Here is a 22,304-nt window from a genome sequence, read left to right as displayed (position 1 = left end):
GCGTTCAGCGAAGCTGGTCGTAACGGAGCCACATGCGGTGGATGAAATTCTCGGCCAGGGACTCGTAAAGCGACGTCGGGCAGACCCGGCGCGAGACCTCGTAGGCCAGGATCGAGGCCGTGGCCAGCGGCAGGGTCATCGTGCGGGCATCGGTCATTTCGAGCAGGATGACGGTGGCGGTCACCGGGCTCTGCACCACGGCCGCGAAGTACGCGGCCATAAACAGCAGGATCACGGCCTGCGGTTCGAGCGAAGTGAACCAGCCCTGCAGTGAGCTGCCAAGCCCTGCCCCGACGGTGAGACTCGGATCGAAGATCCCGCCGGGAATAGCGCTCAGAATCGCGGCGAAGCTCGCCAGCGCTCGCCACAGGGGAAAGGCGTCGGAGTATTCGGCTCCCTCCATGAGAATCTTTGAGCTCTCGATGTATCCGCCGCCGTAGCTGAGCCCCCCCGAGGCAAGCCCGATCAATCCTAGAATCGTGCCCAACACCGCGGGCACGATCACCGGATGTTCGTCCATCAAGCGCGACACGCGGGGCATGCACCATACGACCGCGGCGGCAAAGAGCCCTCCTAGCAGCCCCCCCAGCAGGCCGATGACCACCACGCCGAGCCAGGGCCTCCAGAGGTTGGGAACGAAGCCCTCGACGTGCCCATAGAACAAGTAGTCCTGCAGGAAGAGCACGCAGACCAGGCAGGCGATGATTACCGCGCGGACGATCCACCCCAGGTTTCGCTTGTCGAACGAACGACCGATCTCCTCGAAGGTGAAGATGATGCCGGCGATGGGCGCATTGAAGGCGGCGGCGATGCCGGCGGCTCCACCGCTCAGAATCAATCCGCGCTGCACCACATGCTCGGGAAAGCGCGCGTAACTGGCGGCGAAGAACAAAAAGCAGGCCGCGACATGAACCGACGGCCCCTCGCGCCCCACGGTCAGCCCCGTGAACAACGCCAGCGTGAGCAATAAGATCTTGCCCACGGCGATGCGCGGGGAAAGAGCCGCGCGGCGCTCGGACGCATCGAGCTTGAGCGCGGCGATCGATTGCGGAATACCCGTGCCTTCGGTACCGGGAAAGTACAAGTCGCGCAAGCGGCAGATGAGCACCATGCCCCCCGCCGCGAGCGCTGCCGCGAGCCAGGGCGAAAGGCGCCAGACGGCATGAAAGAACCGGCCGCCGTAATCCTCGGCATAGTTGAAATAGAGCGCCCCGAGACCGGCCGCCACCGCCCCCACAGCGAAGACCAGGTTCTGCCGCGCGACGGACGACACGTTCGACAGCCACGTGGTCGCCGGTGCAGGCGTGGCCTCGGAAACTACCTGTGTCATTTCAATCTCCTCCCTGCTCACCTCGCGGATAGGATTCGCGCGGCGCATAAGGATTGGCGCTGCGGGGAGTTTCGAGCAGCCAGGTCATGGGAATGGCGGCGGGGGACCAAAGGGCGGGCGGTTCGAGTGGCCAACGCGGGGCGTTTCCGACCTCGCTCAGGAACGATAGCCCACTGCCTGCCACGACGCAACTCCACAATACGCAACCACTTAAATCGCCAATGACTGCCGAACGTGAAACCGCTGCTTATGATGGCGGGCAGATCCTCTTGTGCGCTCTGAGAGGCTTCGACCGGAGCCTCGTACCGTACCGCCGGCCCCTATGGCATGGTTGTCTCTTTTACTTGGTTGCCGCGTCTGTCGGAGCGTGCGCCGTGAAAAACTCGAGCCAGGCGAGCATCAGCTTGTCGGCCAGCTCGCGCGAGTCGCGGCATTCGGCCGGAGTCCTTCCCCAGTAGAAGCCCAGCCAGCCGGCTGCGTGCGGGCGCGATTGGTCGATGAATCGGCCAAAATCGTCCAGGCCGGCATGGAGCGGGAAGGTCTCTTCGACGAGCAACGGCTTGCCCACGCCGAATCCCCGCAAGGTCTCGATGGCCTCGTCGACCTTGCCGCGTTCCGGATAGAGATGCACGCTGACGAAGTCGATCTCTGGCGCGATCTCGCGCGGCGTGAAGCCTGAGGTGAGGCCCGGCCGGTCGAGGCTCCACGGCACGAGCCCCACCGTGATGAGATGCTCGCCGTCGACTTCGCGTATCGCCGACACCAGGTGACGGGTCCACGCGCGAGCCACTTCGACGCGTGGGCGATCTCTCGTTTCGCGCGTGATGAACTGCACGAAGTGCTTGCCCGCGAAGGCCGGCCCCAGCCAGTCCTGGCGACGCCCCCCCTGCCCTGGCACGACGGGCTCGTTCATCAGGTCGTAGCAGAAGATGGCCGGACTAGCGGCGCAGGTCCGCGCGACGGCACGCCAGAAGACGGCCTGTGCTTGCCAACGCTCGGCTTCAGACAAGTCGTCGTACCAGGCGGGCACGTCCGCGCGGTGGTAACAGCCCAGCCCCGTGATGTCGAGATACATCCGTTGCTGCTCGGCCAACCGCACCAACCGCGCGAGCTGGCGCAAGGCCGCATCACTGGGGCGATCGGGACCGTCGAGAAACCTGGCCAGTTGCAGATGCACGCGCACGACGTTCGCCCCGAGCGCGCGCATCTCGGCGAAGTCCGCCTCGATTTTGGGCCATTCTTCGACCCAGTAGTCCTCGATCAGGCGCCCCTGTTCGTCGTGATCGTAGTTGAATCCCCAGGGAACGAAGGGCTGTCCGCTCTCGGCCACGACGAATCGGCGGCCGTCGTCGCTCACCTCGATGCGACCTAGCGGGCCTTCTTCGCCCTGGGTAGCGCCCGCGGTCGTGTCGACGACAACCGCGACGACGATGATGACCCATGCGGCCAGTGGCTTGAAAGCTCGCAGGCAGCGTTCGCTCCACATCGCACTCCCCCCTTCGCGATTCAAGGTGTCGCCGACACGGCCACTTCCGATCGCAGGCCGAAGGGCGGATCGCGTGTGTCCGAAACCATCGCGATGGGGGCGAGGCGCGGACGCCCGGGCGCGCGTTGCGACGTCTGCGCAGGGGGCGTGAACGTGGGATCGCGGGGATGCTCGACCTGCAACGGCGCCGGATCGTCGAGCTCGCGCTGCCAGGCGGCCAGCCTGGCCATCATGCGCGCGACACGATCCTGGTATCGAGGATCTGCCGCCAGGTCGTTTCGTTCGTCTGGATCGTGCTCCAGATCGAACAACTGCGTACGATCCACTTGCGGATACCGGATCAGCTTCCAGCGATCGTCGCACATGGCGCGTTGCACATCGCGGTAGGCTGTGAAGAGCGAATCTCGCACCCGATGCTGTGGATCGCGCAATACCGGCACGAGACTCTTCCCTTCGACCCCCGCGGGAATCGGCACACCCGTCAGCTCGCAAATCGTCGGAAAAAGATCGTGCAGGTAGACGAGCGCATCGTTCGAGCTGCCCGCCGAAACGCCAGGACCCGAGATGACGAGCGGAACGCGCATGCTGTGCTCGTACAGGTTCTGCTTGCCCATGAGTCCGTGGCTGCCGATGGCCAGTCCATGGTCGGACGAAAAGAGGACATAGGTGTCGTCTTTGGCCCCCACCTCTTCGAGGGTGGCGAGGATGCGTGCGATCTCGGCATCGAGATAAGTGATCACGCTGTAATAATCGGCCAGGTGCTCGGCGATCACCTCGCGCGTGCGGGGCCAGGGTGCGAGTTGCTCGTCGCGAATGGTCATCTCGCCGTTGTCGAACGGATGCTGTGGCAGGTAGTTGGCGGGCAATTCGACATCGCGGGGACTGTATTGGTCCATGTACGGCTGGGGCGCGACGCGAGGATCGTGCGGTGAGGCCAAGGCGACATAGAGAAAAAACGGCTGCTCGCCGCGATCTTCTCGCAAGAACCGTATGGCCGTGTCGGCGTGCGTGGTGGTACAGGTGGCAGATCGCTCGACGTTGTGGTTGCGGCCAAAGGCCGCATCGGCATAGGCCGGATGGTTGCCCACCTTGCCCGTCCGCAACGTATCGAAGCCGGCCGCAGTCAGGGTGCGGGGGAGCAAGGGGGCCGCGGCAACCGACGCAGGCGACTTGGCATCCGGCAGGTGAAACAGCGTCCGCGACGTCATCAACATCGATCGGCTGGGCAGGCAAACGGCGGGCATGGTCGAGCCCATGCAGTAGGCGCGGCGAAAGACCTGCCCCTGTTCGACGAGGCGATCGAGCGTCGGCGTGCGGATGTGGCGATTCCCTACTGCGTGGATCGTGTCGGCCCGCTGATCGTCGGTCAGGATGAAGAGGATGTTGGGTCGCCGATGCCGTTTGGCCGAGACGCGCGCCGGTTGAAAGGCAGGCTCGTTCGAACTTGCTCCCGCGGGCGCTGATTTCGTCGTCGTGGTATCGGCGGACGACGAGTTGTCTGCCGCAGATTTCTCCGTCGTGGAAGGATTGGTCTGGTTCGGCGCCGACTCGACTTCGCGGACCGAATTCGTCACAGGCACCGTCTGGGCCGAATCCCGCTGGGGCTCCGATGCCTTTTCCGCCTTCCGCACAGCGGCTTTCTCATCCAGCTCGGCGAGCTTCAAACGGACGCTGACGATATACGGCTCTTCGCCTGCGGTCCAATGTCCATAGGTCGTCGTGACCAAAGTGCCGTCGGGCAACAACTCGACGCCGGGGTAGGCGCAGTCGCGTCCACGATGGTTTTTCATCAAACGCACGCGGTACTGACCTTCACGGCCGGCGATGATGTCGTCGTAGGTACCGACCCAGGCGACCCAATCGCCTGCCGTCGGGCTCTCGAGCGTCGTATCGCGAAAGGAAATGAAGAGCCGGCCGTCAGGCGCGTACTGTCCCGTATGGCGATCGCCCGTCAGGGCGCCGGGCAACTCGCGCGGCTCCGTCCAGGTTTTGCCCTCGTCGTTTGAGAAGATGACGTGGGAATTACGCTGACGCCGATTTTCGCGTAGTAGTACCGCCAGTTGCTTGCCATCGGGCGAACGAAATGCCCCCGGCTCGCAAAGATGGACCTCATCGCTGGCAAAGATCGCCTGGGGCTCTGCCCAGGTCAGCCCACCATCGGTCGAAAGGGATTGGTAGAGCGTCATCGTAGGAGTTTTTTTGCCCCCTGCTCGGAAGAAACGCCCATCGTCGTGAAAAAGGGCCAAATAGTGGCCCGGCGCCGACTTGAGCTCGATGACGCAGCCCATGGTCACGATGCCCCCCCAGTCTCCGACGGGCTCGAGCTCGCTCCAGGTCAGTCCGTCATCGTCACTACGGGCCATGCGAACCGGATACAGCCCCGAGAACATGATGACGCGCCGCTGCCCCGCCGCGTCTACGACCCTATGGAGCGTGGGCACTTCCTGGCTGGTCGTCCAAGATGCGGGAGTCGGCAGCCTTTCCGACCAGGTGAGCCCACCGTCGGCGCTCCGTTTGTAGACGATGGCGCCGCGACCATGCCCCTTGGGATAGACGCAGAGGATCGTCTTGCCATCTTCCAGCAACAGAGTGGTTGGATGTCCCAGGTACTGCCGAGACTCTCGATCGACGATCACCTGCCGATGCGTATCGCCCGAAAGGTCGATGGTGGGAATCTCGTAACCGCGAGGGGCCGCAGATTGACCGGCATTCGAGTTCAGGTTCTGCTCGCCAGCGAGGGCACGGCCAAGATCGACTCCGGCCAAGGCGAAGAGCAGCACCGGAAGAAAAGGAACCAGAAAAGAACACACTCGCACGGCAAAAACCTCACTCCGTTTGAGCCTGATGACCGATCGCCGAGAACCGATTGCTCGGCAACTCATCATCACACGCAACGCGCAGGTAGACCGGCATACGAACGCAAGGGCCGATCTGCGGCAACAAAAAAAGGAGCCCAGGCCTGGACCTGGACTCCTTTTTTGATTTTGAAACTGCAGATCGTCCGAGTAGCGAACTACTTGGCGCGGTTACGACGACGGAGATAACCGAAGCCGCAGAGGGCAGCACCCAGGACCGCCGTGACGATGCTGGCGGGCTCGGGGACAACCGACGTCTTGAGGTAGTTCACCTCGATGTCAGCACCACGGTTGACGCTCTGGATTCGCATCACCACGGCACCCACGTTGTTGAACGAAGCGGGACCAGCAGGACCGACTTCACCCGGGGCGTCACCAAAGTGGCCATAGGGAATAACGACGGCCGTGTCGGTGAAGATGACAGAGCCGGGGGTGATGGTCTCGCGCGACCACTTCAAGCCCTGCGAGTTCGACGCGTCGTAGACGGTCAACTCGATCGTATAGGGCGAATCCTGGTAGCTGAGGCCAAGCTCGAAGCCGTACTCAGTACCGCCACCCGTCAGGTCGTAACCACCCAAGCCGGTCGGATTGAAACCTGCGCCACCGTTGGTGCCGTCGTAGGTCAGGACGAGGTTGCTAACGACGCTCGAGTCCTGGCTGTAGTAGAGCTTGCCGGTGCCGATACCATCGTACACGATGGCCTGCGCGCCCTGTGCGCCCAAGCCGCTCAGCACGGACAGCACCGCATCGCGCTCACCACCCAGAATACCGGCGTCCGCAAGCGAGCCACTAGCCGACTTGGGAGAGGCCCCAGGGCCCGTAACCACCGATTGATTTGCATTGAATTCGTCGATGATGATCGTTCCGGCTTGAACGAAAGAACCCATCATCAACACGGCTGTGGCCGAAAGGCCAAGGATCCACAGTCTCTTCATTAGCGTTCTCCTGGCGACCGTCATTGTCCAGGCTTGACGGTCGTTAGCTGCAACTCACTAGCCACACCTATAAATTGGGCTTAGGAATTTAGTACGCTTGATCGAACAAACTCTACGCAACACTATTCAAAAGGGTCACCAACGCCCTTAGGCGCGGGCCAAACCCTTGCGACGATAAACGAACACACCAGCCGTCAGCATGCAGACCGCCCAGCCAAGGACACTAACCGGTTCAGGAACCGTTTGACCATTGGCGAGGAAGTCGAAGATCAGGTCCGTGCCTGGAAGCTGGCCATCGATGAACAACTGCAGAGCACCGAGGTTCGTGAAGTCAGCACCCGAACCACCAGCCGTCGTGAAGCTCGCCAAGTTGACGAAGAAGTCGGTATCCGAGAAGATACCGCCCGGCAACGACAGGGTGTACTCCGAGAAGTTCGCACCGTCGGTATAGGCCGTCAACTTGATATCGACGGGCAGGTCATTCACCGACACGCGGATGCCGATCTGATCGAGCAGACCGCCATTCGTAATATCCACACCACCCAACCCGGTCGGGTTGAAGCCGACGCCACCACCATCGTAGGTGATCGTCGTCGAACCGATGATCGTCGAATCCTGGCTGTGGCTGAAGAAGCTCGCATTACCAAGGTTCGACTCGGCCTGCAAACGCTGGAAGGGCAGACCGGCGGTCGTCGCGGCAGTCACTTCGCGAGTACCACCAAGAATGCCCGAACCGGAAGCAGACGAAGAAGACGAAGAAGCTGGGCCGAAAGCCTGATCAAACTGATTCACATCGAACGAGTCGATCGACACCAGGCCAGCGCCTTGCGCGGTGCCTGCAACTAGCACCACAGCAAAAATACCGAGTAGCCCGCGCAGTTTCATATTTGAACTCCTCCAGTAAAGCTCAACTTGCTCCGCCATTCTAACCATCACAATTAGCAGCACAAGAAAAATCCTTCCGTTTTCCGGAAAAATTCCTGTACTGCCGGATGGCAGGGCGACGCTGGTCTCATTTTCGGCGCTTTTCCGGGGTCATCTCCGGACCGCACTCACCTCTTTACTGGCGAAACCAGACTCTCCGAACCACGTCCCAGAGGTCGTTCTCTGGAATACCCATAGTTCGTCCGGCCCTCCAGCTCTTGCCAGACCCCCCGCACATTCGACATAGCGCGTCTGTAGAACGTGGGCACGGAATACTTGTTCCGAGCCAAGGCAGAGAATCTCAGATCCACTAATAAAAGTCAAGCAAAAAACTTTTGAGACCTCGCTTTTATCAGAATTCTTCGTAACCGCTCCAGGCAATCCCCTACGAAGAACCCTCGCGATCGGCGTCAGCGATACCGCAAAGGCCCCTTTAACCTTTTCTAGGAAACAAGTTGCGGTGCCCTGACAATATTCCCACGGCTTTGTCACTAGACCGTTTGCGGCGAGCTGGCCCCAAATCCCTGGGGCTCTCTTCCGAAGGAGGAACCAACTTTTCTCGAAAAAATCTGGGCGGTGCTCCGACCAGGAGCTCGACGGAATCGCCTTCTAGGCGATTCCACTAGTCTTTTGAACGCGAAACATTTGATAGTTAATGACCAGGCGGGCAAATGATGCCTCGTCGTAGCCCCACATCGCGCTAGCGTTCGCTCCTTTTTCGATGCTGACGGGTCAGGGCTCCTCTTTCTGATCTTGGCAAACCCAAGCTTCCACGATTTTTTGCCCAGGTAGGCAGTTGCCGTTCGGAGCCTCATCGTTGAGAGTGAATGAGGTGGCCAACCGAGGGCCATCGCCTCATCCACATGCCTCCGGCGGCTCGCATCCTCAGTAACTCAATGCGTATCAAGCAAGTTCTTTTCGCGCTGCTGATTCTCGGCGTTCTCACCTGGGTGGGCCTAAAGTATGTGCGAAGTCTCTCTCGCGAGATCTCCGTCGTCGGCAAGAACATCCCCGCCGCGGAACGAGTACCTGTCACGCAGCTCGACCATAGCGAGTGGGACGCGCTCGTGAAGAAGTACGTCGACGGGCGTGGCTTCGTCGATTACTCGGGCTGGAAAGCATCGGCGGCCGATCGACAGGCCCTGCTCGACTACCTGGGCGAACTTTCGCGTGCCGATGTTCCGCTGCCCGATCCACCAATCCCCCTCAACCAACTCCCGCCCAAGCGAGATGAAAAGCTGCACGCGGCAATCCTCGCTTACTGGATCAACGCCTACAATGCACTCACGATCGAGGGCATTCTGCGGGAGTATCCCACGGACAGCATTCGCAATTTCACGGCGGAATACTGGGGTTACAACATCTGGCAGGACCTGCTGCTGCCCGTCGGAGAGACGCGGGTTTCGCTCGATGAAATCGAGCATGCGCGGTTGCGGCCGCTGGGTGACTTCCGCATTCACTTTGCCATCGTATGTGCTTCGCGAGGTTGTCCGCCGCTGCGAAACGAGGCCTATACGCCGGAACGCATCGAAGACCAATTATCCGCGCAAGCTCGACGTTTCCTGAACGACGTTCGCAACTTTCGTTACGTGGTTGAGAGCGAGAACAAGAAATACATCCATTGGTCTCCCTTGCTCGCTTGGTATAGCGATGACTTCGGTCCCGATCGCGCCACGCAAATGCATCGCCTCTCGAAATGGATCGACGACGAAGAGACACGCCGCATCACGGTGAACCCCGATACCTTCGTCCAACGCAACGAATACGACTGGGGCCTCAACGATCAGGCCACCGCCGAGCCGGCAGCCGATAGCGACGTGATAACGGCGGCAGATCCGCCTCCGGAGAGCAGCGATCCGGCACCAACTTCTTCCGACGTCGATGCGGCGCCAGCAGCCGATGCTACTTCACCGCAGGCAGATCCGCCCGCAGTCCAGGATGAAACACCGAAAGAGTAAGGAATTGCCCTCTCCTGCTCTTTCCCTCTCCCGCTTGATCGCACGGAATCGAGCGATCTGCTCTCCCTACGCCAAGCAACTACCAGCCCAGGGCTCGACGTCGCTGTGGCGCCGTCAGTTTTTCTGGCGCCCGGAACTTCTCGTACACCGAAGGAGGCGACTGCGACGTGCCCGGGTCGAAGATGATCGACTCGAACATGATCTTCGGCTTCAAGATCGGCGGGGGCCGCAGCACCGAGGGGTCGTCGATGATGAAGGGGAGCTTGTCTTCGCGAAGGGGCTCGGGATCGATATTCGGCTGCCAGATCTCGCGAACCTGCATGATGCCCGGGTCGACGAAATCCTGCCGCGGCACGCCAATCTCGAGCTTTCCCGGATCGATCGACGAACTCCACGACAGTTGTCCCATGCTCATGCGGCCCTGCGTGACGATCGAACGATCGGCGTGGGGCATTACGAGGCGTGTCGGGTCGTACCACTCCTGTTTGAACGAGCGGATGTAGGGCATCGCCGTATCGGGTCGGTTTGTCGGATACTTGCCGAACTCGAGCGAGCCGGGATCGACCCCCGCCGTGGAAATATTACCCTGGCCCTGCGCCACTCCAGCAAAGTGGCACAGCAGCAAGACCACCGCGACGATCGATCGAGCGTGGGCCAACAAGGATTGCATGATCGAACGCCAGGGCGGGGAGACGGGGGCAGGCAGCAAGGCACTCTTCGAAAGCCTACACCACGAACGGGCCTGACTCGGTCCCCGTCACTGCTACCGTCGGTATAAACGATCGCTCCCGGTGCCTTCCCGACTGGTTTATCCCCCCACACCCGGCGGCTAACATGGTCGGCACCAAGAGGAGGGCGACGTGCGGGCCCCCTGCCCCACCGTTGGTCAGCCACCCAATCTCGCAAGGATACTCGCCGATGACTCTCGTTTTCCGGCACGGCGTCTCGACACGAGGCAGTCTCATCGCGGCGTTTGTGCTGCTCGCGTTCGCTACGGTTGCCCCGGCGCAAGATGAAAACCCGATTCGGCTCGAACGAGTGTTCGGCTCCGAGGCGCCAGGTCCTTATAAGCACCCGGCTTCGATCGAGCAGCTCGCGGGGGGCGATTTGTATCTGGTCTATTACGGTGGCAGCGGCGAGTACGCCGACGACACGGCCGTCTACGGCTCGCGCCGCAAAGAGGGCGAAGGCAAATGGTCGGCCCCGGCGCCCATCGCCGACACCCCTTTTCGTTCCGAAGGGAACGGTGTGATCTGGCAGGCGCCCGACGGGCTGGTATGGCTCTTCTACAACGTCCGCTATGGCGAGACTTGGAGCACGTCGCGCATCCAGGCCAAGATCTCGCGCGATGGCGCCGAGACCTGGTCCGATCCGATCATCGTCGCCTGGGAAGAAGGGATGATGGTCCGCAGCCGCCCGGTGGCGCTGGCCGACGGCGACTTTTTGCTGCCCGTCTATCACGAGACGGGGCACGACACTGAAAAGGTCGGCGACGATACGACCTCGCTCTTCTTGCGTTACGATCACAAGTCAGGGCGTTTCACCGAGACGAATCGCATTCACGCGCGGCGTGGCTGTTTGCAACCGGCGGCGGCGCAGGTCGAGGGAGATTATTTCGTCTGCTACAACCGCCGCGGCGGCGACTATGAACCGACGACGGACGGCTATCTCGTTCGCTCCGAATCGCGCGACGGCGGCCGCACCTGGAGCGAAGGGGTCGATACCAAGTTTCCCAACCCGAACTCAGCGGTCGATTTTCTGCGTCTGCTGAATGGCCATCTGCTGCTGATCTACAACGACAACATGAACGATCGGACGCCGCTGACGGCGGCCATCTCGACCGATGGAGACCAGACGTACCCGCACCGCCGCAACCTGGTGGTCGGTCCTGGTCCGTATGCCTATCCGTTCACGATCCAGGCCAAGGACGGCACGATCCATTGCGTCTACACGACGGAAGATCGCACGCTGATCATGCTGGCCTCGTTCAAGGAAGAAGCCGTGCTGGGAGAGAAGTAGGTCGATCGATTTGGGGGGCCTCGTCTTCAACCACAAGACGCTCTACTCCGAATCATCCATTCGCCGCGCAGCGATCTTGGTTCCAGCAACGAAAACAGTGATTCCGTTAATCGGCTGCCACCGCTTCGCCCAGCTCACGCAGGCGTTCGAGCGTGAAGATGCCCGTGTCGTGGCCGTCGCTGAAGTGAATGGCGTAGGCGTAGTTTCCCACGGGGGGCATGGCCGTGATGGACAGGGGCGCGGTCTCGGCCGCCGTGATGACCTGCAACAGGGGCGCCGGCGCGCCGCGTTTCTCGCGACACGTCGCGCAGGGGCATTCGTCGCGCAACTCGCGCACGCGGTAGCGGCGACGCTCGCCGTCGCTCCATTCGATCATCAGTTGACCATCGGCCAAAAGGCCAAGCTTCGTCGGTTGCAGGGACATGGGCAGGGAAGAAGTTTGAGGTGACAGGCTTGAGGCCAAAGTTTGCTTGAACGGCTGCCTGCTCAACTTCTACTCACTCCGCGTCTCAACGACCTCCGCGTCCGCGTGAGCACGGAGAAGCCCGTTATGGCAACTGGCGTAATGCTGCGAGCAGGCGTTCGACCTCTTCTGATGTGTTGTAGTGCAACAGGCCGATACGGACCATCCCCTCGGGCTCGCGTCCCAGGGCCTCGCTCAGCGACAGGGCGTAATAGTTGCCGTGCCAGACGAAGATCCCCTGCTCGGCCAGCCGTTCGGCGAGTGCCTGCGGCGACAACCGGTCGTGTGTTATCGCCACCGTAGGCACGCGATCGCTCATCCGCTCAGGATCGGTGATGCCCCAGATCCGCACCGCACGAAGCTCGCGCAAGCCGGCCAGTAGTCGCGTCACGAGCTCGCGCTCGTAGCGGTCGATTCGAGAGAAAGCGTTCTGCAAGGCGGTGCGACGCGACATCGCTGCGCCGCCGTTCTCCCTCGTGCCGCCCAACTCCGCCAGATAATCGACCGCCGCCAGCACGCCGGCAATGCTCTCGTGGCTTTGCGTGCCGGTCATCCAGCGATCGGGAATCGTATTCGGCACCGGACGCAATTTGTAGACGGGAAGCTCCGACAGAAGCTCGCGTCGCCCCCACAACACCCCCACGTGCGGGCCAAAAAACTTGTACGCCGAGCAGGCCAGAAAATCGCACCCCCAGGCGTCGACGTCGAGCAGCGCATGCGGCGCGTAGTGGACCGCGTCGAGAAACGTCAGCGCGCCGGCCTCGCGAGCCCAGCGGCAGATGTCCTTCACCGGATTGATCGTGCCGACGGAGTTCGACGCGCATCCCACGGCGACGAGCTTCGTCCGCGACGACAGCTTGGCGCGGAGATCCTCGAGATCGAGCGTGCAGTCTTCCTGGCGAATGTCGACGTGGTGAACGGTCGCTCCGGCGTCACGCGCGGCCAGCACCCAGGGGGTTACATTGGCATCGTGATCGAGCCGCGTGACGATCACCTCGTCCCCCGGCTGCCAGGTTTTGCCCAGCGCGCGACTCAGCCCGAACGTCAGGGTCGTCATGTTGCCGCCGAACGCGACGGTGTCGGGATCGGCGGCGCCCAACAGATCGGCCACGGCGCGGCGTGCCTCGTCGAGCATGGCGTCGCTTTCGCGGCTCGTGGCAAAGACGCCGCCATGATTGGCGTTCATCGTGCGGTAGTAATGGCTCACCGCCTCGATCACGCGCAGCGGAACCTGGCTGCCCGCAGGACCATCGAGATAGACCACCGGGCGTCCGGCCCTCTCGCGCGACAGGGCCGGAAACTGCGCGCGGCACGCGGCCACATCCAGGGGAGCTACTCGAGCGGTAGGCGAACTTGCAACGGCAGACATCGGCGGAACGATCCTCTGACGAAGGTGTGTGAGAATTCACGGTGAGCGGTAGGACGCATCGGTACGATCGAGGACGAACATACAGCCCGGGCTGTGCGTGATGCAAATCTCGGGACGCGCCGCCGTCAAGGCTAACTGGGGCGTCACGCCGCAAGCCCAGAACAGCGGCTCTTCTCCCACTTCCAGCGGCACCGCCTCGCCGAAATCGGGCCGGGCGAGATCGGCGATCCCCAAGGCGGCCGGATCTCCCACATGCAGCGGTGGCCCGTGCATCGTGGGATAACGCCCCGTGATGCGCGTGACTTCGTCGATCTGCTCGGGCCGGTAAGGACGCATGCTCACGACCAAGGGACCGGCGAACTTGCCCGCCGACTCGCACGATCGATTCGTGCGATACATGGGCACGTTGCGTCCCAATTGCAGATGCCGCACCCGCAAGCCGGCGGCCTCCAGGTCGTGCTCGAAGCTGAACGAACAGCCGATGAGAAAGCCGACGAAATCGTCGCGCCACAACGACCGGACGTCGGTCGGCTCCTCGGCCTCGAGCACCCCCTGCCGAAACACGCGATACCTGGGCACATCCGTGCGTAAATCGGCGCCGGGCGCCACATCGTGAGGACAGGGATCGCCGGGGCTGGTTCGTGCCAGCACCGGACAGGGACGCGGATTGCGCCGGCAGAACTCGGCGAAATCGGCCGCATCACGCTCCGGCAGAATCACAAGATTCGTCTGCGCGTAGCCGACGGCCATACCGGGGGTGGGAGCCGTTACGTCGCCGGCGCGAATCGCGGCACGCAGCTCGGCGGCCGTCATCTTCGCATACGATTTCCGCGATACGCTCATCGCTCGTCGACGAATCGTCGCCCCTTGCCTTCAAAACGTGGAAGGCTCCCCGCCGGCGCGAGCGCGACTTCGATCTTCAGCCCTAAACGGAGTTGCAGTTCTTGTGCCACGCGTTCTGGCCGTGAAAGATGATCTTCGATCTCCAAACACAGTTGGTCCATCGACTGTCGCCTGGTAGCCGTGAGCCGATACTCGACGACCTCGGGAAAACCGCGCACGATCTCTTCGATGGCAGTCGGAAACACGTTCACGCCCCGTACCACCACCATATCGTCGGCGCGCCCCAAGACGCCGCCGGGCAAGAAGACAAACCGATTCTCGCCGCGTGCCTGCCACGAAGGTCGCACAAGATCCCCCGTGCGATAGCGCAACACCGGACTACCGCGGCGTCCGAGGGTCGTCAGAATCAACTCGGCCAGATCTCCTTCACCAGCGGGTTCGCCGGTAGCCACCGCATGGAACTCGGCGATGAATTCGCTCTCGAGGACGTGCAGACCCGTGCCGTCTCGATCGGGATAGCCCCAGGCGCCCACCTCGGTCGCCCCGGCATGATCGATGACGCGTGCATTCCAGGCCGATTCAAGACGCGCCCGCACTGTGGGAATGGAACCACCGGGCTCGCCGGCCAGTACCAGCGTGCGAACGTGCAGCTTCGACGTCACGATCTGATGTGCCAACCCGACCTCGGCCAGGTGCAGGGCATAGCTCGGTGTGCAAAACAGGGCGGTTGCGCCGCTCGTGCGAATGGCCTCGAGCCGTGCGAGCGTGCTCATCCCTCCGCCAGGAATGACCAGGCACCCGCGTTGGAGCGCGGCGTCATGCGCGCTCCAAAAGCCGATGTACGGCCCGAACGAGAAGGCCATGAAGAGCCGATCGCTGGGGCCCAACCCTGCCGCGTCGAGCGCGTACTGCCAGCAGTCGAGCCACCATTGCCAGTCTTCGGCCGTGTCGAGGACCTGTAGCGGCAAGCCATGCGTACCCGAGGTCTGATGGAAGCGCACGTAGCGCTCGAGTGGGTAGGTACGATTGGCCGTCCCGAGTTCCTCGTGCGGCAGTGGAGCGAGCAGCTCTTCCTTGTACGTGAAGGGGAGCCGAGCGAGTTCCTCGAACGACGTCAGCTCGAATCGGCCCGCCTGATGAAGCGGAGTGCGTGCATCGATAAGATCTGCCAACTTGCCGGCGTAAAAGCGATTGGCCGGCAGGATCTCGCCCAGCAAGCGGTTCAGGCGCGCCAACTGGTGCGCTTGCAACTGACTTCGATCGAGCGACTCGAGCCGTCGTCGTTCGATAGGGTTTGGTGCCGTGCTGGCAAGCGGAATCGTAGACATCGCCTGCATCATACGGAGGGACGCCGCGATCGACTAGCTTGAGCGTCGAGGCTCACGGCGCCTTGGCCTGCGCATTCTTGCGGCGCGTTTGCATCCAGTTGCGATACTCGGGGGAGGCGACAAAGCGTTTGTAGCCCGACACCTTGGTCAGATCGGCGAGTTGCTGTCCCAACCCTTCCAGGGCTTCCAACTGCTTGACGACCTCGGCGAAGTCATTCTGATAGAGGGCGCAATTGATCCGCGAGAGGCGTGCCGGCACCAGCCCCGGCTCGGCCAGGATCGCGTTATCGATCCATTTCTGCGCCAGGCCCAACTGTGCGATCTGCAGATAGAGGTTCCCGCGCAGCAGCAGGAGAAAAGGGTCGCCTCCGATCGATTTTTCGAGTCGCTCGATAGCCGCCAGCGCCTCGTCGCGCTTGCCCAGCTTGTTGTAATCTCCCATCAACTGCAGATCGAACGTGGGGTCGCCGGGAAAGAGACTTCGCGCCTCGTCGATCGTCTTCTGCCAGCCGTGCAGTCCCAACTTCGGGGCCGAGCGCAGCTTCAGCAAAAAGATCGGCTTCTCGCGTTGCAGCGTACTCGGCAAGAGGACGTACGCCGCCAACAGATCGTCGTGGTCCCCCGAATTAATCCCCTGGACCATGCGTTCGCACGTTTCCAGATGTCGCACGAATTCGCGATCCTTGGCGCTCGTGCGTGAAAGGGCGTCTGGATTCGTTCGCGCCAGGGAGGAAAGGACGTAACGATGAAACGTCTCCGAAATGTATTCTCCCGAGGAGAACAGATATAAATCACCGGCCAGCACAGCGCCATCGACACGCCGGATCAGGGGGACGAACTGATAGGTCACGCCGCCACTGCCTGGAAAAAGCAGGCGGCAGACCAACTCGGGCCGCCCGGCGCGATAGCGTACGCGCAGCGGTTTGTAGGTCGAACCCGCCCCGAACTCGCCGATAATCGGATGAGCATCGCCGGCCACGAGCCCGTCGATGCCGCGAAATTTCGCCAGGAGCTCGGGACCGTCGAACTTCGTGGAATCGATTCCCGTCGAACCGCGCACGAGAATGGCGTCCCAATCGAACAGCCCATTGATGCGATTCGCCTCGCCCGAGGCCACGGCCACTTTGAACGAGTCGAAGAAGGCCTGGGCTTCTTGCTGCGTGGGCTTGGGTAGCGCCGAGGTCGTTTCGGCAGACGCCTCGTCGGATGGTCCCTCCCCGGCCGGTGCAGGATTCGGCGGTGAATCTTCCGCCGCTGTATCGACCGGCGGTTTCAGGCCGGCGGGTGAAACCGCCGTGGCAGACTCCTGCGCGTGGCAGGGCACGCCGCCAGCGACCCAACCAAGCACCCCCGTGACGACCCATATCTTCAGCGGCCGCAGCAGAACAGCGGCAAGCCAGCGCGAGAACATCCGAGAACCTCGAGCAGCAAGAGACGAGCAAGGACGTGAAGTTCCCCCCTTCGGCTCAGCATAACTGTGCTCGTCGGGACAAGCAATTTTTGGACGTCGGCGTTTTTCCGACGCGGCAATGTGCAAGACGTGTCGCTCTCTAAGGGATGGAACGAACAAGTGACGCCGCAGTCCACCAGCCTTCGAACACGGTAAACTTCCCTGGTTCGAGCAGCGGTGAGCCGCTATTCTGGGCAATCGTTTCTGCCGCCGCACCACACGCGTCTCGCCGCTAGCCCCTCGTATGTCCGAAGCCAATCGCAAGACCGCGCTGGGGATCGTCTTCCTGACGGTCTTCATCGATCTGCTGGGATTCGGTCTCGTGCTGCCCTTGCTGCCGATCTACGGCAAGGTCTTGATGGCTGATTTCACGCCGGCCGCGCGCGGCGCTTCGATCGGCGCCCTCATGGCGAGCTTTTCCGCCATGCAGTTTCTCTTCGCACCGCTGTGGGGCAGACTCTCCGACCGCATCGGACGACGCCCCGTGCTGATGGTTGGCCTGGCCGGCTCGACCCTGGCCTATTTCCTCTTTGCCGTGGCGGCGTGGGAAGAGAGCCTCCTGCTCCTCTTCATCTCGCGCGTGGGGGCGGGCATCGCCGGGGCCACGATCCCTACGGCCCAGGCCTATATCGCCGACGTGACCGATTTCGAGAACCGCGCGCGGGGCATGGCTCTGATCGGCGCGGCGTTCGGCCTGGGCTTCACCTTTGGCCCCCTGGTCGGCGCCTTGGGCTTTCTGGCCGTCGACGAGCACGTCGCCGCGACCAGCCTCAACCCTTGGCCCGGCTACCTGGCCAGCCTGCTGTCGGGCTCGGCTTTGCTCGTCGCGTTCTTCAAGTTGCCCGAGTCGTTGCGTCCCGACTCGACCTCGGCCGCGCGCCGCGCGTTCGACTTTGCCGCCATGCGCGATGCCCTGACGGTTCCCTCGGTGGGGCTGCTCGTGGGGACATTCTTCGTGTTCGTGTTCGGCTTTGCCTGCTTCGAATCGACCCTCTCGGTGCTGCTCGATCGCGAGCGGAGCGGGGGGGGCTTCGACTTCGGCCCACGTGGCATCCTGCTCATGTTTGCCTACATTGGCGTGACGCTCACCTTTGCCCAGGGCTTTCTCGTTCGCCGATTGTCGAAGCGCTGGCCCGAGACGTCGCTGGCGGTTTTAGGGGGAGGCGTGTCGCTGGTGGGCTTCGTGCTGCTGGCCCTGGCCAGCCAGATGCACAGCTTTCCGCTGCTGATGGTGGCCCTCTTCGTCGAGGTGACGGGCTTTGCCTTTGTCACCCCCTCGGTGCAGTCGTTGATCTCGCGGCGGAGCGATCCCGCCAAGCAGGGTGGCATCCTGGGCGTGGCCCAGAGCGCCGGCTCGCTGGCACGGATCCTGGGACCGCTCGTGGGCAATACCTTGTTCGAAGTGGCCAGCACTCTCCCCTTCTGGTCGGCCGCCGCTCTGATGGCGCCGGCGATCGCGATGCTCGCCGCCGCCCGAACAGGGAAAGACTTTTCCTCCGCCAGCGAATAGACTGCGGACTTCGTGGCAGTCCTGTCTCGACCGCCACGCCGACGAGTTCTCGCTGCTGGAGGTAGCCCGCATGTCCAACGTCGCCCATTTCGACCCCAATCCCACTCCTCCCCCCTCGAAGAACTGGTTCGGGCGGAACTGGCTCTGGTTCGTGCCGGTCGTGCTGCTCTCGACCGGATGCTTCTGCTGCCTGGGGTGCGGCGGGCTGTTCTTTGGCGTGCTGCAGTCGCTCAAATCGAGCGAGCCCTATCAGATGACCCTGGCCCACGTGCAATCCGATCCCGAGGTGATCGAACTCCTGGGCGAGCCCATTACCGACGATGGATATTTCGTGGGGGGGAACATCTCGGTCGAAAATGGCGACGGCAACGCGACCCTGTATTTCAAGGTGAAGGGGCCCAACGGCACGGCGGGCGTCAGCAGCAACGCCGTTCGCGAGACGGGTCAATGGCGGCTGACCTATGTCGAAGTCGCTCCCGACGATGGCTCCGATCCCATCGTCTGGCCTCCGGAGGCCCGGCAGCAGATCCCCGAGATCGACCTGCGATTCGACGGCGCGGTGATGCCCGCCGACGAAAGCCCGGTAGACGAGACCGCTGATCCGGCGACGGAAGAGCCAACCGAAGATGCCTCGCAGGATAGTCGCTTGGACAGCGATTCGGCAGAGAACCCGTAGCGTCCTAACGGCGGCCGAGGGGCCGAGTTTCTCTGAGAAGTTCCCCACTTCATTTTGACAACCCCGCGCCGGGCGGCTACAAGGGCGGGTGGTCTCCCGTGGGAAACGCCACGCACCTTTCAGTGGCGGTGAGACCATCGCACCTTTTGTGGCCTCGATGAGCGGACTCGGCCAGCGCGCCCTGCCCGTCGTGGTATTGTCGTCGATTCAGGCTGGGAGTACGCCGCAATGAAGCTGTACGAGAATCTGCTGAATGCCGCCCGCGAGGAACCGGATGCCATCGCCCTGGAATTCATGGGCATGCAATTTCCTTATTTCCTGGTAGCGCACGACGCCCGTCGTGTGGCGGCCGGGCTCGTGGCGCTAGGGCTCAAGCCGGGCGATTCCGTCGGCTGCATGCTCCCGAACATTCCGCAGTTCGTCGCCGTCTACTACGGCACGCTGATGGCTGGCTGTGTCTTCGTGCCGATGAACGTCATGCTGCTCGGCCCCGAGGTCGAGTACGTCGTGCGCGACAGCAACATCAAGGCGCTGGTCACGTACGAGATGTTCGCCGAGCCGGCCGCCGCCGGCATCTCGAAGCTCGACAACCCGCCCCACCTCTTCATCGTCGGCACGAACACGCAGGGTCACAAGTCGTACGCCGAGCTGATGGGGGACGGCGAATCGTTCATCCCCGTCGACGTCGACACCAACCTGCCGGTGATGCGGCTCTATACCTCGGGCACGACGGGCAAGCCCAAGGGGGCCGAGATCACCAACGCCAACGTGATCGCCAACCTCGAAATGTTCGAATCGATCCTTCCCCACGACAAGGGAGACAAGGCGCTCTGCGTGCTGCCGTTGTTCCACTGCTTCGCGCTGAACGGCGTGCTCAACGCCTCGGTGCGCCATCGCACCGCCGTGGTGTTGCATCCGCGGTTCGAGTTGGAAACCGCCTTCAAGAGCCTGGCCGAAGATAACATCGCCTCGTTCGCGGGCGTGCCGACGATGTTCTTCTACCTGCTCAAACATCCAGAAATGGGCAAAGCAAAATTCCCCAAGCTGCGCTACTGCATCTCGGGGGGCGCCGCGATGCCCGTCGAGGTGATGAACCAGTTCGAGGCCACGACCGGCGTGCCAATCTACGAGGGCTTCGGCCTTACCGAGACCACGGTCAGCGTCTGCATCAACCGGCCCGACCATCGCAAGATCGGCTCGATCGGTCAGCCGTTCGAGGGGGTCGAGATGAAGATCTTCGACGAGGCCGATCAGGAACTGGCCAACGGCGAGGTGGGGGAGGTGGTGATCCGCGGCCCCAACGTGATGCGCGGCTATCTGAACAAGCCCGAGGAAACGGCCGAGGCCCTGCGCAACGGCTGGTTCCACACGGGCGACCTCGGCTACCGCGACGACGAGGGCTTCTTCTTCATCGTCGATCGCAAGAAGGACATGATCATCAAGGGTGGCTTCAACATCTACCCGCGCGAGATCGAGGAGGTGATCTACCAGCTTCCGCAAGTGGCGGAAGCGGCGGTGATCGGGGCCTTCGACGAGATCAAGGGAGAGCACATCGTGGCCCTGGTCTGCTGCAAGCCGAACCAGGAGCTGACGCGCGAGGCGCTTTGCGCGCATCTTGAATCGCAGTTGGCCAAGTACAAGCTGCCACAGGAGTACATCTTCCGGGCGGAGCTGCCCAAGGGCCCGACCGGTAAGATCCTGAAACGCGAGTTGCGGAACGAATGGGCCCAGTGGAACCGCGACCGAGTGCATGGCCACGGGCAGGCACACGAAACGGCGACGGCGTGAGCGTCGCTGTAGCCCGGTGAACGATGGCCAACGCTCGCAAAAGAGTCGCCCGCACACGTAAGCGATACGTGTGGGTCGTGATCCATTGCGAGTACTTTCCGACGACGGCACCGCCGTGCGAACGTCCGTGGATCGATGAGATGGTGTTCCACGTCGCAGGGTCTTTGCGCGTCGCGGAAGAATATGTCCGCATTCATCAAGGAATGCCCTACTCGTGGTGGAAGGTGGAACGCCGCGCCGTCGATGAGGCCGACTCTAACGCCGATGATCGGCCGGTAACCACGTTCTACAACCATCGTGGGACGAAACGCGCCAACCCTCCGCACGCCTGGGCGCGTAAGGCGTTTGACAAGTGGCAAGCGGAAGAGGCATTGGCCTCAGATTGATCGCTCCGGCACTTCCGTCAACGGGCGCATCGCTGGCCTTCGCACGATTCCAAGTTGACAAAGCCCGAATGTTGTAATATAAATCAACAAACAGCCACTGACGATGCGGCCAATCACGGCGTACGACGTGCCGCAACCGCGATGAAGGGGTGAGAAGCGACCATGGCAAAAAGTCGTAGCGTGCGCAGGCATGTCCGAACGGAAGAGCAGAAAACGCGTGACGAGCAGTTACGCTCGAAGTATCAAACCACGCGACCTTCTCTCGCCGATTTGCAGCGGTCGCAAGAGTATTCTACCGCCGTGACCCAACTCGAATGTCTCGAGTTGATGGATTTTGTGGCGCGTCTCAAGGCCAGGCGCGAGGCATTGAATCTCAGCCTCGCCGATGTGGCCACGAAGTCGGGCATCGACCGCGCCGCCATCTCGCGGCTCGAGAACGGGCAAGTGGAGAATCCGACCTTCGGCACCTTGAAGCGAATTGCCCAGGCACTGAATCAGCACCTGCGACTCGTGCTGGAAGACGAGCCGGCCGAGACACGATCCGCGCCGCGTTGACGTTGGGTTCCGGATTGTACTGGCGGTCGCGTGTCATTGTGGTGAGATCGTTTTTTTGCCAAACGGCAACAGGAGAGCAAGAATCGACCCCGCCACTGCGCAGACTGCGACATAGATCGCCCACGTTTCGGTTTGTCCGGGGTCCGCTCCATTCCAATAGCCACGCGGCTGGCCAAGGTAATCTCCCGTGCAGCCGCCCACTATCGTGCAGAACAAGATGAATGCAAATCTCTGCATGTACGCGATTTTACCGCGCGGGCGGCGGCGGTTCCAAGAAATCTCGACTCGATAGTGAGCCAGCACCCCCACAGCGAGAATTCGTCCCCCCTCTCCCCGTCTGCTGGCCTGATGGGTTTGGCATCTCGCAAAGTTCCATACCAGGCGTGTAGGCGGTTGATGATTTCCAGCGGCAAGAGTTCAGCGCCGGAT

At 62.3% G+C, this 22,304-nt stretch carries 18 protein-coding genes; 7 read left to right on the top strand and 11 right to left on the bottom strand.

Going from position 1 to position 22,304, the window contains the following annotated elements:
- Positions 1-4 precede the first annotated feature (4 nt).
- The 5 genes from KF708_13695 to KF708_13675 all read right to left on the bottom strand — a co-directional run bounded on the left by KF708_13695 (position 5) and on the right by KF708_13675 (position 7,491).
- Positions 5-1,330 carry a chloride channel protein gene (locus tag KF708_13695; GenBank protein ID MBX3413739.1) on the bottom strand — a complete coding sequence of 442 codons (1,326 nt, stop codon included), beginning with the start codon at positions 1,328-1,330 and terminating at the stop codon, positions 5-7.
- A gap of 340 nt (positions 1,331-1,670) precedes the next feature.
- Positions 1,671-2,816, bottom strand: coding sequence for a cellulase family glycosylhydrolase (locus tag KF708_13690; GenBank protein MBX3413738.1), 1,146 nt, complete (start codon positions 2,814-2,816; stop codon positions 1,671-1,673).
- 20 nt (positions 2,817-2,836) lie between these two features.
- Positions 2,837-5,632: a sulfatase-like hydrolase/transferase gene (locus KF708_13685; GenBank protein MBX3413737.1), complete on the bottom strand. Its 2,796-nt coding sequence runs from the start codon at positions 5,630-5,632 to the stop codon at positions 2,837-2,839.
- Between the two features lie 197 nt (positions 5,633-5,829).
- Entirely contained in the window at positions 5,830-6,606 is a 777-nt protein-coding gene (locus tag KF708_13680; protein ID MBX3413736.1) for a hypothetical protein, read from the bottom strand.
- 147 nt (positions 6,607-6,753) lie between these two features.
- Complete coding sequence (locus KF708_13675) at positions 6,754-7,491, bottom strand: hypothetical protein (protein ID MBX3413735.1); 738 nt, start codon at positions 7,489-7,491, stop codon at positions 6,754-6,756.
- Between the two features lie 1,004 nt (positions 7,492-8,495).
- Between KF708_13675 and KF708_13670 the strand changes: the two genes are divergently transcribed.
- On the top strand, positions 8,496-9,488 hold the full coding sequence (locus tag KF708_13670) for a DUF547 domain-containing protein (GenBank protein MBX3413734.1): 993 nt from the start codon (positions 8,496-8,498) through the stop codon (positions 9,486-9,488).
- Between the two features lie 79 nt (positions 9,489-9,567).
- Here KF708_13670 and KF708_13665 read toward each other — a convergent pair whose 3' ends face one another.
- Complete coding sequence (locus tag KF708_13665; protein MBX3413733.1) at positions 9,568-10,158, bottom strand: hypothetical protein; 591 nt, start codon at positions 10,156-10,158, stop codon at positions 9,568-9,570.
- Positions 10,159-10,406: 248 nt separating this feature from the next.
- Here KF708_13665 and KF708_13660 point away from each other — a divergent pair, with 248 nt between their 5' ends.
- Complete coding sequence (locus KF708_13660) at positions 10,407-11,507, top strand: exo-alpha-sialidase (protein MBX3413732.1); 1,101 nt, start codon at positions 10,407-10,409, stop codon at positions 11,505-11,507.
- A 106-nt stretch (positions 11,508-11,613) separates the two neighbouring features.
- Here the strand turns inward: KF708_13660 and KF708_13655 are convergent, their stop codons facing one another.
- From KF708_13655 to KF708_13635, 5 genes are all read right to left on the bottom strand, one after another.
- Positions 11,614-11,931 (bottom strand): DUF971 domain-containing protein, encoded by a 318-nt coding sequence (locus KF708_13655; GenBank protein ID MBX3413731.1) that lies wholly within the window; start codon positions 11,929-11,931, stop codon positions 11,614-11,616.
- 124 nt (positions 11,932-12,055) lie between these two features.
- Entirely contained in the window at positions 12,056-13,339 is a 1,284-nt protein-coding gene (locus KF708_13650; GenBank protein MBX3413730.1) for a cysteine desulfurase-like protein, read from the bottom strand.
- A 36-nt stretch (positions 13,340-13,375) separates the two neighbouring features.
- The gene (locus KF708_13645; protein ID MBX3413729.1) at positions 13,376-14,182 is read right to left on the bottom strand and encodes a putative hydro-lyase; all 807 of its coding nucleotides are present in this window, start codon (positions 14,180-14,182) and stop codon (positions 13,376-13,378) included.
- Entirely contained in the window at positions 14,179-15,510 is a 1,332-nt protein-coding gene (locus KF708_13640; GenBank protein ID MBX3413728.1) for a phenylacetate--CoA ligase family protein, read from the bottom strand. The genes KF708_13645 and KF708_13640 overlap by 4 nt, the downstream gene beginning before the upstream one ends.
- Positions 15,511-15,562: 52 nt before the next feature.
- Positions 15,563-16,921 carry a hypothetical protein gene (locus KF708_13635; protein ID MBX3413727.1) on the bottom strand — a complete coding sequence of 453 codons (1,359 nt, stop codon included), beginning with the start codon at positions 16,919-16,921 and terminating at the stop codon, positions 15,563-15,565.
- A 283-nt stretch (positions 16,922-17,204) separates the two neighbouring features.
- Between KF708_13635 and KF708_13630 the strand changes: the two genes are divergently transcribed.
- The 5 genes from KF708_13630 (at position 17,205) to KF708_13610 (ending at position 21,875) form a co-directional block, all read left to right on the top strand.
- Positions 17,205-18,470, top strand: coding sequence for an MFS transporter (locus KF708_13630; GenBank protein MBX3413726.1), 1,266 nt, complete (start codon positions 17,205-17,207; stop codon positions 18,468-18,470).
- Positions 18,471-18,540: 70 nt separating this feature from the next.
- A complete protein-coding gene (locus KF708_13625; protein ID MBX3413725.1) occupies positions 18,541-19,146 on the top strand; it encodes a hypothetical protein in 606 nt (201 codons plus the stop codon).
- A gap of 228 nt (positions 19,147-19,374) precedes the next feature.
- The gene (locus tag KF708_13620) at positions 19,375-20,934 is read left to right on the top strand and encodes a long-chain fatty acid--CoA ligase (protein ID MBX3413724.1); all 1,560 of its coding nucleotides are present in this window, start codon (positions 19,375-19,377) and stop codon (positions 20,932-20,934) included.
- A 68-nt stretch (positions 20,935-21,002) separates the two neighbouring features.
- Positions 21,003-21,320 (top strand): hypothetical protein, encoded by a 318-nt coding sequence (locus tag KF708_13615; GenBank protein MBX3413723.1) that lies wholly within the window; start codon positions 21,003-21,005, stop codon positions 21,318-21,320.
- 300 nt (positions 21,321-21,620) lie between these two features.
- On the top strand, positions 21,621-21,875 hold the full coding sequence (locus KF708_13610) for a helix-turn-helix transcriptional regulator (GenBank protein MBX3413722.1): 255 nt from the start codon (positions 21,621-21,623) through the stop codon (positions 21,873-21,875).
- Positions 21,876-22,304: the final 429 nt, after the last annotated feature.

Source organism: Pirellulales bacterium, assembly GCA_019636335.1.
Taxonomy (GTDB): Bacteria; Planctomycetota; Planctomycetia; order Pirellulales; family JAEUIK01; genus JAHBXR01.
The sequence above is the reverse complement of the archived record's forward strand: the minus strand, read 5'-3'. Positions and strand labels throughout refer to the sequence as shown.